The sequence below is a fragment of the Pirellulales bacterium genome, from assembly GCA_033762255.1.
Classification (GTDB): Bacteria; Planctomycetota; Planctomycetia; order Pirellulales; family JALHPA01; genus JANRLT01.
On the sequence record JANRLT010000065.1, the window covers coordinates 98,326 to 112,536 of the forward strand.

The 14,211-nt window shown below is 56.7% G+C and carries 11 protein-coding genes; 3 read left to right on the plus strand and 8 right to left on the minus strand.

The features are described 5' to 3' along the window. Positions 1-50: 50 nt before the first annotated feature. Positions 51-1,094 (plus strand): methionyl-tRNA formyltransferase, encoded by a 1,044-nt coding sequence (fmt, locus tag SFX18_17820; GenBank protein ID MDX1965009.1) that lies wholly within the window; start codon positions 51-53, stop codon positions 1,092-1,094. A gap of 30 nt (positions 1,095-1,124) precedes the next feature. Here fmt and SFX18_17825 read toward each other — a convergent pair whose 3' ends face one another. From SFX18_17825 to nuoH, 7 genes are all read right to left on the minus strand, one after another. Beyond that, positions 1,125-1,628, minus strand: a complete 504-nt coding sequence (locus tag SFX18_17825; GenBank protein MDX1965010.1) for a ferritin-like domain-containing protein — start codon at positions 1,626-1,628, stop codon at positions 1,125-1,127. Between the two features lie 120 nt (positions 1,629-1,748). Then, the gene (locus tag SFX18_17830; GenBank protein ID MDX1965011.1) at positions 1,749-3,575 is read right to left on the minus strand and encodes an NADH-quinone oxidoreductase subunit N; all 1,827 of its coding nucleotides are present in this window, start codon (positions 3,573-3,575) and stop codon (positions 1,749-1,751) included. A 319-nt stretch (positions 3,576-3,894) separates the two neighbouring features. Beyond that, positions 3,895-5,742, minus strand: coding sequence for an NADH-quinone oxidoreductase subunit M (locus SFX18_17835; GenBank protein MDX1965012.1), 1,848 nt, complete (start codon positions 5,740-5,742; stop codon positions 3,895-3,897). Between the two features lie 78 nt (positions 5,743-5,820). Then, positions 5,821-8,532: an NADH-quinone oxidoreductase subunit L gene (locus tag SFX18_17840; GenBank protein ID MDX1965013.1), complete on the minus strand. Its 2,712-nt coding sequence runs from the start codon at positions 8,530-8,532 to the stop codon at positions 5,821-5,823. Between the two features lie 35 nt (positions 8,533-8,567). Next, complete coding sequence (gene nuoK, locus SFX18_17845; GenBank protein MDX1965014.1) at positions 8,568-8,900, minus strand: NADH-quinone oxidoreductase subunit NuoK; 333 nt, start codon at positions 8,898-8,900, stop codon at positions 8,568-8,570. A 38-nt stretch (positions 8,901-8,938) separates the two neighbouring features. Then, positions 8,939-9,487 carry an NADH-quinone oxidoreductase subunit J gene (locus SFX18_17850; GenBank protein MDX1965015.1) on the minus strand — a complete coding sequence of 183 codons (549 nt, stop codon included), beginning with the start codon at positions 9,485-9,487 and terminating at the stop codon, positions 8,939-8,941. Continuing rightward, entirely contained in the window at positions 9,484-10,821 is a 1,338-nt protein-coding gene (gene nuoH, locus SFX18_17855; GenBank protein ID MDX1965016.1) for an NADH-quinone oxidoreductase subunit NuoH, read from the minus strand. Before nuoH ends, SFX18_17850 begins: the two co-directional genes overlap by 4 nt. A gap of 429 nt (positions 10,822-11,250) precedes the next feature. Here nuoH and SFX18_17860 point away from each other — a divergent pair, with 429 nt between their 5' ends. Continuing rightward, complete coding sequence (locus SFX18_17860) at positions 11,251-11,745, plus strand: hypothetical protein (GenBank protein ID MDX1965017.1); 495 nt, start codon at positions 11,251-11,253, stop codon at positions 11,743-11,745. 139 nt (positions 11,746-11,884) lie between these two features. On the opposite strand, the gene SFX18_17865 is transcribed toward SFX18_17860, so the two are convergent. Continuing rightward, positions 11,885-13,498, minus strand: a complete 1,614-nt coding sequence (locus SFX18_17865; protein ID MDX1965018.1) for a glycosyltransferase family 87 protein — start codon at positions 13,496-13,498, stop codon at positions 11,885-11,887. A 407-nt stretch (positions 13,499-13,905) separates the two neighbouring features. On the opposite strand from SFX18_17865, the gene SFX18_17870 reads away from it, so the two are divergent. Beyond that, the gene (locus SFX18_17870; protein ID MDX1965019.1) at positions 13,906-14,202 is read left to right on the plus strand and encodes a hypothetical protein; all 297 of its coding nucleotides are present in this window, start codon (positions 13,906-13,908) and stop codon (positions 14,200-14,202) included. Positions 14,203-14,211 lie beyond the last annotated feature (9 nt).

Below are 14,211 nucleotides of genomic sequence, written 5' to 3' on the forward strand. Positions count from 1 at the left end.
CAAGAGGCGGTCATTAGCCCGTGGCACATCCTCCCCTGAGACTTGTTCTAATGGGCACCGGCCCCTTTGCCGTGCCGACCTTTGCGGAACTTTGCGCCGGTCCGGATCCTATCGTTGGCGTTGTTACGCGCCCGGACAAACCCGCTATCGGCAAAGGCCCCGCCCCGTTCAATCCCGTGCGCGAAATGGCCCAGCGGCACAATTTACCCATCTTCGATCCCGCTAGCATCAACAGCCCCGCTGCACACGCCCAACTGTTGGCGTGGGCCGCCGATCTGTTTGTGGTCTGCGATTACGGGCAAATCCTGTCCGCCGCCACGCTGGGGCTGGCGCGGCTGGGGGGGATTAATCTGCACGGATCCCTATTGCCCAAATATCGCGGAGCAGCCCCCATCCAATGGGCCATTTATCACGGCGACGACGTCACCGGCGTTACGGTGATCCACATGACGCCCCAACTGGACGCCGGTCCCTGCCTGGTGCAAGTTTCCACGCCCATTGATCCCCGCGAAACCAACGTCCAGTTGGAACCTCGCCTGGCCCAACTGGGCGTAACGGCGGTGAAGGACGCCATCGAGCAGTTGCGAGGCGGCCAGACGCGGGCCGTTTTACAGGATCCTTCCCTGGCCAGTCCCGCCCGGCGGCTCTCTCGGGCCGATGGTCGCTTGGACTGGTCGCGCAGCGCCATCCAACTGCAAAATCAAATACGCGCGTGGCAACCCTGGCCCAAAAGCTTTACCCATTGGCTGCGGGGATCCAGGGACCAGGCGGGAAATGCTGCGGGGGACAGCCCGCCGGGCAACATTCCTCCCCCGCTGCGGTTAATCATCGAAGAAGCCTGGGAAGCCCCCCCCGCGGTCGCCGCGGAGCTAGCCCATCAATATGCCGAGTGTCAGAACCGGGGTGCGGTGCCGCCGGTGGTGCCGGGAACCATCCTAGCCGCGGAGGAGGGAAAACTGATGGTCCAATGTGGCACGGGCGTGCTGGAAATTAAAATCCTGCAGCCCGCCGGAAAAAAAGCGATGCCCGCGGCGGATTTTTTACGCGGGCAAAAAGTCGGCATGGGTGAAAGGCTGGGGGACGCCCCCGCCTAAGGGAACGGGAAAATTCACAAAACCGATCCGTTAGACGGCAGCGCTCATGCGGATCGTGGCGGGGCTGTCGTTGGGCAAGGGATTAGTCGAAATCATGCTGGGGGGGCGCTGTTGTTTGGCGAGGGACGATAGTGTCTCTAAATGCCCCTGCGCGTTGCCAAGGATTTCCTCGACCAGGGCCAGGGCCGCGGGGTCGCGGCGGAGAAACTCGACCGCTCGGGTAAAGGCCCGGACATCGCGTTCTTGATCGCGGACCAGTTCGCGGATGAGGTACTGTATCGACAAATCGTGGCAGTCGGTGTATTGCATGGGAAATTGCCCCATCTCGGCCCGGGTCTCGCGATCGATGATCATTTCGCCCAGCTTATCAACATAAGACTTTTGGTCGGCGACCAGATTTTCAAAAGCGGCGCGGAGTTGCTCGTCTCCCTGGGTAAAGTAAGGCATGGCGTAGTGCAGATACATCGCAAACGAGCGATTCAGCATGATCAACACTTGGTTGAGGATCGCGGTATTGTCCATGTTGGCCGGCATGCGGGTCGTCTAAGTAAGTTGAATAGCAAATTCCGACAATTGCGATTCGGAATGGTTGCGTGGCGAGGGAAAATAGTTGCACGTCGGAGTGAATCGCCGCGGAAATGGAACCGCCGCGGTTTAACCCAAAAGCTGCGCCGAAATGGTCTGGGTCAATTGCAAAAAGCTGTCAAAAAAGATCCCCAAGACCACAATCGGCACGGTCACGGCGACGATGTAGATTCCGCCCAGGGACACCAGCGAAAACTGCGGCATGGGACGATCGGCGGGAAGCGGGTCGATGGTCATGATCTTGATCACCCGCAAATAATAATACAGGCTGATGGCCGTGTTTAGCCCCGCCACAACCAGCAAGGCGATCATCAGACTGGTGCTGGCGGGAACCAACGTCGCGGCCTGGACCAAGCTCCAGAAGATCATCAATTTACCCACGAATCCGGCGACCGGAGGCAGCCCAATCAGGCTAATGAGCGCCAAGGTCAAGCAAACGGTCACGCCGGGACTGACGCGAATCATCCCCGCGTAGGCGGAATATTGCTCGCTCCCGAGTCGATTACGCAAGAACGCCACAATCGACAAGGCGGTCAAATTGGTAAATAAATACGTCCCCAGATAAAAGGGGATGGCGGATATCGCGGACTCCGCCGCGTCCGGATGGCCCCCCGCCAGGGCCATACCCGCGGCCACGGGCATCATCATATAACCCGCGTGGGCAATGGTGGAATAGGCCAGCAGGCGTTTGATATTGGTCTGGGAGTAAGCCGCCAGATTGCCAAAGGTGCAGGTTACCATGGCCATCACTCCCACCACCCACATGATAAATGTTCGGACCGGAGCGAGCGCGGCGACTCTGTCGGCGGAGGCCAGGACCGGTGTGGCGGCAACCGTGGCGGCGGACTGTGCCACGCCAGTTGCGGGGGGAGTTGGTGCCGCGGTTGTGTGTGCTGCATTTTCCACGGCGGCGGGGAGGATGCGGGCTGTCGAAGCTGGCTGACCTGAGTTAACTGTTTGGCCTGAGGCGGAGTTATGTGGTGTCGGATTCTGCGCACTGGCTGGGGTTGGGGAAGTCGGCTTTACCAAGAGCGGCTGATCCGCCCCGTAGCCAAATCCAACCGCCACGCGAATGAGGAGCGCGAGCGCGGCCCCCTTGGAGGCGATGCTTAGAAAAGCGTTTACTTCGGCGCAGGCTCCATCAAACACATCCGGGCACCAAAAATGAAACGGCACGGCGGAAAGCTTGAACGCCAGGCCGACCATTACCATGAGTCCCCCCAAGATCAACACCAGATACGCCTGCGACGCGTTCTCGCTGGATAACAGCACCGCCAGGTTATTAGCCATCGTGGGAATATGCACTGACCCCAACACCCCCGCGAGCAGGCTAATGCCATACAGCATGATGCCGGCCGCCCCCGCTCCATACACGGCGTATTTGAGCGCGGCCTCGCTGGCTTTACGGCGCCCTTTGAGCAGGCCCGCCAGCGCATATGACGGCACGCTGGCCATTTCCACCCCTAAAAACACCATCAATAAATGATTGGCTGACGCCATCAGGCACATGCCCAAGGTGGCCCCCAGTACAAGCGTATAAAAGTCGGAATCATCGTCGCGGTCGGGGATTTCGGTCAGATACGTCAAAACCAATAGCAACAGCGCAAAGAGCAATAAAAACGCGCGAAAGTACACCGTGAAGGCGTCAAAGACCAGCATGCCGTTAAAAATTTCGACGCGGTTTTCGATGCCATTCCAGGGGAGGGACTGCGACAGCGCCAACCCGCAACCAATGACGGCAATCCAAAACGATTCCCCCTTGAGCAGCGGCAACAACACCTGCACCAGCAACATCACCACCACCGTGACACAGAGAATCAACTCTGGCCGGAACAGCGGAATGCTGACCACCTGGGTGTTTTCAATCAGCGAATTGACAAAATCCGTCAAGCTCACAGGATTACCACGATTCCTAAATAATGTACTCCTCTCACGCTGGGAGAGGCGCTAAACAACACTGTACTCCTCTCACTCTGCGAGAGGTACCAAACAACACTGTACTCCTCTCACTCCGTGAGAGGCACCAAACACTGTAACTTGCGGGCCAACGGCCCGACCTATCCCAGCCTAGGGCAAGCGTAGCGTCGCCCTAGGATTCGGGTAAAAATATATTTGAAAGGGCCAACGGCCCGATTCAAAACATTGTCCGCAAAAAAACAACCTTATATCAGCCTATCGCTCGCACCGTTGCGGGTGAAAGCCCGTACGCCGCATCCTATTCCGTGTGTGCGAGTCCTGCTTGCATCGCGGCTGCAACCTCATTACCTCTAGCCGGTCCTATGTTAGCGGCGATTGGCTCTACCTTCACGGACAGGGCATCTTTGCCAGCTTCCGAATTCAGGGTCGGCTTGGTCGGCGCCGCCACGGGAATATTCCCCGTGCCCGCCGGTTCCTTCCCCATTTTTCTGGTCCAAACACTCAACTCGGTGGCGGTTTGGGTGATCGTCGGTTCCATATACACCAGCAAATTTTGCGGAAAGACGCCAAAGTAAATCGCCAACACCACCAGCGGGATCGAGATCGCCAATTCCCGGGGGGTGATCGGTGTCAAATGGTCGCCATGTGGACCCTTGTACTCCGCCCCCAAATAAACCCGCTGCAATGCCCAGAGGATGTAAGCCGCGGTCAGGATCACGACCGATGCCGCTACCACCGCCAAGGCGCCGCTGTAATTCCACACCGACAGGGTCACCAGCACTTCGCCAATAAACCCGCACAACCCCGGCAAGCCCAACCCGGCAAAAAAGATCACAAACGCCAGCCCGCTATAAACGGGCATCCGACCAAACAACCCGCCAAATTCCTCTAAATTCCGGTGATGCACCCGGTCATACAACACGCCCACCATAAAGAACATCCCGGCCGAACTAATCCCATGGGCGATCATTTGAAACATGGCGCCGTTCATACCCATCGCCCAATAGCGGGGATCATAATTATTCCAACCCGCCGCGCTCCAGACCCCCAGGCCCAAGACCACGTAGCCCATGTGGCTGACAGAGCTATAAGCGACCATCCGTTTAAAGTCCTTTTGTGCGAGCGCCGCAAAGGCCCCGTAAACCATGCTCACCACGCCAATGGTGGTGACAAAGCCCGCCAGATCATAGCCGCCGTCGGGACAGATGGGGTAGCAAATCCGCAAGATGCCGTAGCCCCCCATCTTTAACAGCACGCCCGCCAGGATCATGGATATGGGCGTGGGAGCCTCGACGTGCGCATCGGGCAACCAGGTATGCACCGGCACGACCGGGACCTTGATGGCAAAGCCGATAAACAATAGCAAAAAGGCCCACCACGAGAGGTTGCGCCCCCACAGCAGTTCATTATTAAAGGGAGAATCGGGGAGTTGGCCGACCTTGGCCAGGGCCATGATATTAAAGCTGTGCTGCGGACCGGGCATTCCCCGAAGGGCTTCCGCCGCCTCGGGTGTCTCCACCACCTTGGTTGCGATTAGGTCATCCACGGGAAGCGACCGCAAATCACTGTTAAAGTACAGCATGAGGATGGCGATTAGCATCAGAATACTGCCCAGCAGCGTGTACAGGAAAAACTTAATCGCCGCATATTCCCGCCGTGGTCCCCCCCAGATGCCAATGAGAAAATACATCGGCAGGAGCATGACTTCCCAAAAGATATAAAACAAAAAGAAGTCCAGGGCTAAAAACACGCCCAACATGCCGGTCTCGAGCACGAGAAAGAGCATGAGGTACGCTTTGACATGTTTGGTGATGCTCCAACTGGCCCCCATGGCAACCAGACTGGTAAAGGAGGTCAACAGCAGCAGGGGAAAGCTGATGCCATCCAATCCCATAAAATAAAAGATATTGAACGAGGGGATCCACGGGCGCGAAAAGGCGTTTTGCAGTTCGGACTGGCCAATGACAAATTGCCCCTCTTGGCCGGATTGCCAAGCCATCCAGGCGGTTAGCAAAAAGATAATGGCGGTTACACCCAGGGCAAAAAACCGCATTAAATCGACCTTATCGCGCGGAAAGACAGCGAGCGCGAGCGCCGCGACCGCGGGAAAAAACACGATAAAGCTCAGCAAACTTTGCGGATCCATATGTAGCGCACAATTCAAAAAGTTCGTCGATCAACCACAAACCACCACTTACTTCCCACTCTTCACCATCCACTATCCCTACTGCCCCGCCATGCTCCAAGTGACCAAAAACGCCACCAGGGCAAAGACGGCGACTGTGCCCACGGCAATAAACATCACGTACTGCCGCAGTTTGCCAGTCTGGACCTGGCTCAGGGAATAGCCGGTGGTCCGTACATAATGCGCGATGCCATTGGCCACGCCATCCACGCCAAAGCGGTCCAACAGGTCATCCACCCGCGCGACCGCCCGGGTCGCATAGGCCGCGCCGTCGATGATGCGGTCGATCACGTATTTGTCAAAGTCCGCAAATCGACGCGAAATAAACATCACCGGCTGGACAAAAATCGCGTTGTACAGTTCGTCAAAGTACCACTTATTCCACAAAAACGTATAGAGCGGGGAGAACGCGCGTTGGACCTCCGCCGGATTGGCGTATCGCAGGCCATAAAACACCACCGCTAGAACAAAGCCTAATCCCGCCGTGCCAAACGCCGTGAGACCCGCCACGATCGGTATGCCCCCCGCGTGGCTGTCATGCTCGTTGGGCACGACCACGTTCCAGGCCGCGCCCGTCGCCCCCGCCAAGGTCCCCAGCGGACGCGCCTGCTCTAGCAGGTCCACCAAACTGACACCGCCAATCCCCCAGCCCACGCCAATGGCAAAGACCGAGAGAATCACCAGCGGCACGTACATGATGGGAGGGGATTCATGCGCGTGGTCATGAATATGCTGGTCCCGGGGCTTGCCCGCAAACGTCAAAAACCACATCCGAAACATGTAAAACGCAGTAATCGCCGCCCCCAGCGCCGGGGCCACAAACAGGATCCCATGGGCGGGATTTTTTTGGCTAAAAAGATACGCCTGTTCCAGGATGGCGTCCTTGGAGTAATAGCCGCTTAGGCCGATATGCGCCAGGGGTATTCCCGCTCCGGCAATCGCCAAACAGCCGACCAGCATTGTGTAGGCGGTCCAGGGCATTTTGTGCCGCAGTCCTCCCATCCGCTGCATATCGTTGGTATGGCAGGCGTGAATGACCGAGCCGGAACACATAAATAGCAGGCTTTTAAAGAACGCGTGCGTGATCAAGTGAAACAATCCCGCCAGCCACCCCCCCACGCCCAGGGCCAGCATCATGTAGCCCAACTGGCTGACGGTGGAATAGGCCAGGACGCGTTTAATATCGTTGGCGGTGATGGCAATGGTGGCGGCGATAAACAGGGTAATCGCGCCCGTGTAGGCAATCACCAATAAGGCTTCGGGGGTAAACACGGGAAAGAAGCGCCCGACCAGATACACGCCGGCGGCCACCATCGTCGCGGAATGGACTAGCGCGGAGACCGGGGTGGGCCCTTCCATGGCGTCGGGCAACCACACATGCAGCGGAAATTGGGCGCTTTTGCCCACGCAACCGCAAAATATCCCCAAACCGGCGATGGTGAGCAGCCAATAACCCATGCCCGCCCCCCGCCATTCGGTCACGGCGGCGTCCAGGGTGGCCTGCGCGGCCTCGGGAGTGGCGGCGTCGCGAACGCGGGCGTTAGCCTGGTCCCGGGCGGCGTACAGAACCATGTTTGCCGGGACGGTCAACTGGTGGTGTTGATCGGCGGGGCGGACCTGGCTAAAGATGCCCGCCTGCGTGATATGCCCCGTCGAATCAAGCGTATCCCCAAAGTTGAACGTCCCCAGCGCTCCCCACAAGGCCATTAGCCCAATCAACATGCCAAAATCGCCGATCCGATTGACAATGAACGCTTTATTCGCGGCGGTGGAGGCGCTGTTTCGTTCAAAGTAAAAGCCAATCAAAAAGTACGAGCAAATTCCGACCAATTCCCAAAATACAAACACCATCGCGATGTTGCCCGCGTACACCAACCCCAACATGCTAAAGCAAAACAGCGACAAATACTGAAAAAAGCGATGAAAACGCCCCGGCCGGACGAGGTGATTGCCGTGGCCGTGCGAGTCGTGGCCGTGGTTGTCATGGCTATGGGCATCATGACCGTGGCCCGTGTCTCCATGGCCCGTGTCTCCATGGCCTGTGTGACCATGATCAGCATGGCCGTGACCCTGTTCATGATGGCCCTGTTCATGATGACTATGATCATCATGCCCATAGGGATTCCCCTTGAGAGTCACTTCGTGGTCGGTCACGTCATGCAACTCATCGTGCATGTAACCCATCGCATAAAAGTGAATGCACGAGGCGATCAGCGTCACCATGGTAAACATGATGACCGTGAGGGCGTCGATGTAATACCCAATATTGAGCTGTAAACTACCGCCGATAATGGCCAGTCGATACCATTCGCCCAGATATGCCACCGGGGCCGCCTGATCGTGGTGGTCGTCGCCATCGTGGGTTTTATCGGCATGGCCGCTGGTTCCGTGATCCGACGGTGAATGGCCCGAGGCTGGTTCATTAGCGGCTAGCGCGGATGCCAGGATGATTTTTGGGGAATTGTTCCCAGTTAAAGAGCTGGCCAGCGAATGGGGCGGAAGTTGCCCGCTAGCCGCGTGTGTTCCGTGGTCAGCGTCATGTCCCCCGCCAAAGCCATGCTTCCCCACCCAGCCAAACAGGGCAAACACCGAGAGCACAAACGACGTTAGAATCGCCCCGGTGGCCACGTAGGCGGCGTACTCGCCATGCTTGCCCATGCGGGGGCCAGCCAGCACAATCGCTGTAAAGCTGGCCAGGGGAATAAGCCAAGCCAAGCCTAAGAGTATCGGTAATGTCGCGGCAAGATCCATAAATGTAAAAAAGTGATCCGTGCGGGATCGCGGAATTAGCCTTGGAGTTCGTCGGCTCGATCAACATCCACCGTGGCGTGGTTATTATAAAAGTTGAGCGTGATCGCCAGGGCCACGGCGGCTTCGGCGGCGGCCAGCACAATCACAAACAGCGCGATCACCTGACCGTCCAAACGCAGGGCGATTTGCGGATTTTGCTGCAAATACACGCTGCCAAACGCCACGAAATTAACATTGGCCCCGTTCAGCACCAATTCGATCCCCATCAGCACGCCTAGCGCGTTCCGCTTGGTCGCCATGCAGACCACGCCGCAGACGAATAAAATCGCCCCGACAATCAAATAATGGGTAACGCCAATTGTGAACATTTGATAAACAACTTTCGGCTACGAATACCGGGGATTCGCTACTCCATTTGCTCCGCCGCCGAGCGCGAGGCCCGCTTTTTGGTGCGGGCCAAATAGGCCGCTCCCACCAAAACCACCAACAAATGCATCGACACAATCTCAAATGGCAGCAAATACGTGGAAAGCAACTCCAACCCCAGGGGAGTGGACGTGGGCGTGAGTTCGGCCTGGGCCTCAACCGCAGCTGTCGCGGGAGGGAGCCACTGGGGCATGCGCACGGCCGCCGCCAATAGCACAATCAACAGCGCGCCCCCGACCAGGCTGGATTTCATCCATTCGCCGCTGTCGGTTTGGATAGAGATAAACGGCTCTTGCGCGGTTAACATCACGCCAAAGATCAGCAATACCAGCGTCCCCCCCACATAAATCAACAGTTGCATCGCCCCGACAAAATCCGCCCCGGCCAAATAAAACAGGCCCGATGTCGCCCCCAGGCATAGCGTCAAATAAAACGCCATCCGCACCACGTTGCTGGTAAAGACCACCGCCAAGGCAAAGCCGCAGGCCATGGTCGCGTAGACATAAAAAAAGAAGGCATGCCAATTCATGGCTGATCCTCCCCGGATGGCGCGAGGGGCTGTGGCGTTGATACCGCTAATTTCGCGCTAGGGTTAGCTTTTTGTAAGTGAGAGGCCTGGGTTTCCGTGGGAGCCGGGGTTGAGGGGGTGTCGCTGGCGGCGGCACCGTTTAGCCGCCCGACGGACCACTCCTCGCGTATGCTGCCTGCCGGAAAACTAACCCATTTTCCCGCGCTGTCATAATGGCCAAAGGGGAGCAACTGATTCATGCTGGGGAGATGATATTGCTGCCAAAACACTACACCTAAAAACATGACCGCCGCGATGGGCGTGCAGTATTTGAGGCAGGTGGTCATTACCTGATCGATGCGTAAGCGTGGCAGCGTCCACCGCACCCACATCATGACAGTGACGCCGATTACCCCCTTGAGAATAACGTTACCGACTCCCGCCAAGTTGGCCAAGTAACCCAAGACGCTTGGTTCCGTCGCAAACGGCAAATACGACCAACCGAGCAAGTCAAATAGCGGGATGGGGCCATTCCAACCGCCAAAAAACAAGATTCCGGCGAGCATGCTGACCAAAAACATCGATCCGTATTCTGCCAAAAAGAAAATACTCCAGCGAAACCCGGAATATTCGGTATGAAACCCGGCGACCAGTTCGCTCTCGGCCTCGGCCAAGTCAAATGGCGCGCGGTTCACACTGGCCGTGGCACAGGTAAAGTAGACCCAAAATGTGATAAACGTAAAGGGATCATGAAAAACATACCAGTTGGTAAACCAGCCCCGCTGGCTTTCACCAATGACCGATAAATCCATGCTTCCGGCTAAAACCACCGGCACAACCACGCAAAGCCCCAGCGGGACCTCGTAACTAACCACCTGCGCGGCTTCGCGCATCGCGCCAAAGAGCGACCATTTGGATGCGGAGGCATAACCGGCCAAAATGACACCAAAAACCTCTAAACCGACAATCGCCAAGAGGAAAAATACACCCGCGTTCAGGTTGAGAGCAGCCCAGTTGGCGGCAAACGGCAAAGCTAAAAAGGCTGTGAGAGACGCGGAAAAGCTGACATAGGGGGCCACGCGAAACAGCAGCGGGTCCGCATCCCCCGGCATGGTGTCTTCTTTGCTGATCAGCTTGATCCCATCCGCCAGGGTCTGCAACCAGCCAAACTTCCCCCCCACGCGGGTGGGGCCCAGACGGTCCTGGATCCGTCCCGAAATCTTTCTTTCCATCCAGATAAAGATGAGCGCGCCGGTGGCCACCAAGCCTAAAATCAGCCCGGCTTGCAACAAGGCAACCAAAGTCCAAGCCAGCCAAGCGGGACTACCCAGCGATTGTATTAAAAATTCGACCACCGCCACTCACCATCTAGAGCCGGAAAAGTGCGGAATAAGCCACAAAAGTCCCGGAAAATCGCGACTTGCGGCAGCGAGTGCGGTCCCCCCCGGGCGTAAAACTTTGTGAAATATCGCACAAACTGCCGGGAATATGCAAGCCCTAGCCTCCAAAAAATCACTAATCCTAAAATTCCACGTTCTGCACGCAAATTGGCTTTAGCCCAAAAGCACTTTTCTCCTTTACAGTCGACGTTGGATCTCTGGAATGAAATAGATGCCCGGCACGGCAGGGGGCTTATCTCCCAACTTATGTGATAGTTGTGTGAAATTTTTAGGAAAAATCAAAAAAATTCTTGCGGCGGACGTTGTAGCTAAGTAGGTTACGGGAAATTCGTGGCAGGCGAATTTCATTCTTTTTTTGGCCACTTCTTTTTTTCCGAGTCTGTCATGAAAAACTTTACATTGCGGGGTGGGTTGGGAGTGTTGTTGGCTTGTACGCTGGCCTGCCAGGGCTATCTCTGGGCACAAAAGGAATCCGACAGCCCCAAATCAAAGGCTGAGTCCGGCAAGGCGAAAAGCGCCGAAAGTTCTAAATCCAAATCCAAGGCCGCCCCGGAAAAGGCCGCCCCCGAAAAATCCGCCGACAAGCCCAAGACCGTAAAGCCTCGCCTTCCGCAGTATTACTCTAAATTGGGAATCGATGAAAAGCAGCGCGAGGCGATCTACAAACTGCAAGCCGACTACCAGGAAGAAATTTCCAAATTGGAAGAGCAACTCAAGGCACTCAAGGAAAAACGGGATGGCGAAATTTTGGAAGTCCTGACCGCCGCCCAGCAAAAGAAGCTGGAAGAGCTAAAGCAAGAAGCAAAAGATAAGAGCAAGGAGAAAGCCGCGGAGGAAAAAACCACCGAAAAGACCGAGGAGAAAGCGAGCGACGCGTAAGCGGAAGAATTCAGGACAACGTAAGGTGTAACTGGTTCCGCCGGATATGTGCGGCACTGCTGAACCGTAAAGAAAAATGAACGGGGGGGTTTGCGCGTTGCAAATCCCCCGATGCAGTTTCGTTACGATTAAAGCAATCTTATTCGCCCGCCGTTGTTGGTTGGCCCAATCTATAGGACGTGTTTGCTTGGCCACGCCCACCCCCGCGCAGGACCGCCAACACGCCCACGCCGTACCAGACCGTCATCCCCAGCCCCAGCAGTCCCACGCGCCCTGCATAATCCAGGATCACATAATGGGCCAACAGCAGCCCCGCCGCCGACCAGGCCAGGCTCCGGGCCAGCCTCTCTGAGCCACAACTCGCCAAGAATAGCGGCACAAAGACCATCGCCGGCCAACAAATCACATAATGATGCCCCCATGACAGCGGCGAGACCAGCACCGTCGCTGTACACGCCAAGCCAAATACCGCCAGCCAATCCAACCGCGCGGATGAGGCGTGGATCGTGGTACTTTCCGCCTCTGGCTGTTGGTTAGCGGCGCGCATCCCCAGCCTTAGCGTGGCGGCGGCCAATAACATCAACACGCCCCCCACTACCACTTTGATAGTTAAATCCGCGGCGGGGTTTTCCATGGGTAGCGGAAGCATCCGATGTGCCAAATCATCTGCCACCCGATCGTCGGGGCCGGTCCCCTGGCAATACGCCCACCAATTACCCATGCGCCGCAAACCATTGGCAAAACTTTGGTTGCGTAAACTGCGGGCGTTAAAGTCATTATCCGTTCCCACATCCTGGTTGCTGACCACCCGCGTATACCAGGTTTGTAACAGACCTAAGTTTTTTTCCTGGCCGAGAATCAATCCCGGCACCAGCAAAAACCACACGGCCAGGCCCAGGATACCGGAGACACATAAGATGCCGCCGGATAACTGGATGGTTTGATTCTGTTGCCCGTGATTTTCCCGATTCGTCCGTGGGGGGGTGGGAGACCAGTGAAGCAACTGAGCCAAATCGCGCACCAGCATCCCGCCAGCCAAAACCGCGACCGGCAATAGCGGCGTCAATTTAATCGCCACGGGTAAGGCCAGCACCAGGCCCGCCAGAAATAGTTGATGAACGGTTCCCGCGGTCAGGGCTAGTCGCGTTCCCAATAGCAACAAATAAACCAGCGGCACCCCCACTTGTCCGCGCTGCAAACAGTTAAGAACGGGAAAGACCAGGGCAATTCCCGCGGCAAAAAATATTTCATTGGTCAAGCGCGCGTGTCGATAGTCAACAACCTGACCGGGGATGACTTTCCGGCTGGAATATAAAAATCCCCGGGGGATCTCGGCCGCCCATTGATATAGTCGCCGGGTTTCAGCGCAAGCTCCCCACAGGCAGAGACAAGAGACGCCAAACCATACGAGTGCTTGCTCGGTCGTGGGGAGCAGCGATAACGGCGCCATGCCAATGGCAAAGAGCGGCGGATACAGATAATGCCAACCGCGGGGGTTGGTGACTTCGTAGGGGGGCCGTCCATCAAACAGCGCGGCGCCAGCCTGTGTATAAACGGTGACATCGGTCTTATGCACCAACGGGTCGGTTGCGCTGGTGCGCGCCCGGCGTCGCACATCGGTCCAACCCCAGATCGCGATAACCAACAACAGCAGGCCCACGCCCCAGCGGCGGTTTGCCAGTGTCAAAAGCAAGCCGCTTTCTTGCGGGGCCTTGGTGGCGGAAAGGGGAATCGTGGCGGGAATAGAATTCATGGCGGCAATAATAAAATCAATAAAGGAAACAACACCCTGGGGAATTTTCAATTTTGCCGGAGCGCGTCCGTTGACAAACCGGCAAAATACAGCGACCAGACGCGGCAATTTTCCCCATCACCCGACCGAAAATAACAGGGAAATAACCGGCGGGGCTTTCCCCGGCAAGAGCGGCTGGGGGGACAAATGACCGGAGGGGGTGGCGCTATCACGCTAGACGTCCGCGAACCCGTTTCCGCTAGCTAGGAGAAAAATCGCTAGCATAACCGGCGCGCATGGCAAAATATGAACCCCGCCCGTGGGGGAAAACGCGGGTTTTTCCAGGGTTGGCGGGTTTGGCCAAAAATAATGACTTAAATTTGCTTACAGTCCGCGGAGCAAAACACCACCCCTTGCCCAGGTTTGCCATGAGCCTTGAAACCCTTGCCGTCCAGCCCGAAAAATCCACGGAAGTCCAGGTTTTGGAGGAATGGATTGGCGATCATCCGGCCCCGGCGGGGACGCTCTTAAATCGACGCAGTTATACGGGCGACAGCCCGGCCGTGGAACGTCGCCAATTTACCAATAGCCATGAAGGTTTATCGCCGGATGGCCGTGAATTGGCGATTGCCATCGACCGGTACAAGCTGACCAATCGCCGCCGTTTTATCACTTATGATGAAATCCTGAATATCGTAATTTCCCTGGGTTACTCACGTCAGTAAAGACACTAT

Excerpts from the sequence above, each read along its gene's own strand:
- fmt (MDX1965009.1), top strand. The coding sequence starts at position 51 with ATGGGCACCGGCCCCTTTGCCGTGCCGACCTTTGCGGAACTTTGCGCC.
- SFX18_17825 (MDX1965010.1), bottom strand. The coding sequence starts at position 1,628 with ATGCCGGCCAACATGGACAATACCGCGATCCTCAACCAAGTGTTGATC.
- SFX18_17835 (MDX1965012.1), bottom strand. The coding sequence starts at position 5,742 with ATGGATCCGCAAAGTTTGCTGAGCTTTATCGTGTTTTTTCCCGCGGTC.
- SFX18_17840 (MDX1965013.1), bottom strand. The coding sequence starts at position 8,532 with ATGGATCTTGCCGCGACATTACCGATACTCTTAGGCTTGGCTTGGCTT.
- nuoK (MDX1965014.1), bottom strand. The coding sequence starts at position 8,900 with ATGTTCACAATTGGCGTTACCCATTATTTGATTGTCGGGGCGATTTTA.
- SFX18_17850 (MDX1965015.1), bottom strand. The coding sequence starts at position 9,487 with ATGAATTGGCATGCCTTCTTTTTTTATGTCTACGCGACCATGGCCTGC.
- SFX18_17860 (MDX1965017.1), top strand. The coding sequence starts at position 11,251 with ATGAAAAACTTTACATTGCGGGGTGGGTTGGGAGTGTTGTTGGCTTGT.
- SFX18_17865 (MDX1965018.1), bottom strand. The coding sequence starts at position 13,498 with ATGAATTCTATTCCCGCCACGATTCCCCTTTCCGCCACCAAGGCCCCG.
- SFX18_17870 (MDX1965019.1), top strand. The coding sequence starts at position 13,906 with ATGAGCCTTGAAACCCTTGCCGTCCAGCCCGAAAAATCCACGGAAGTC.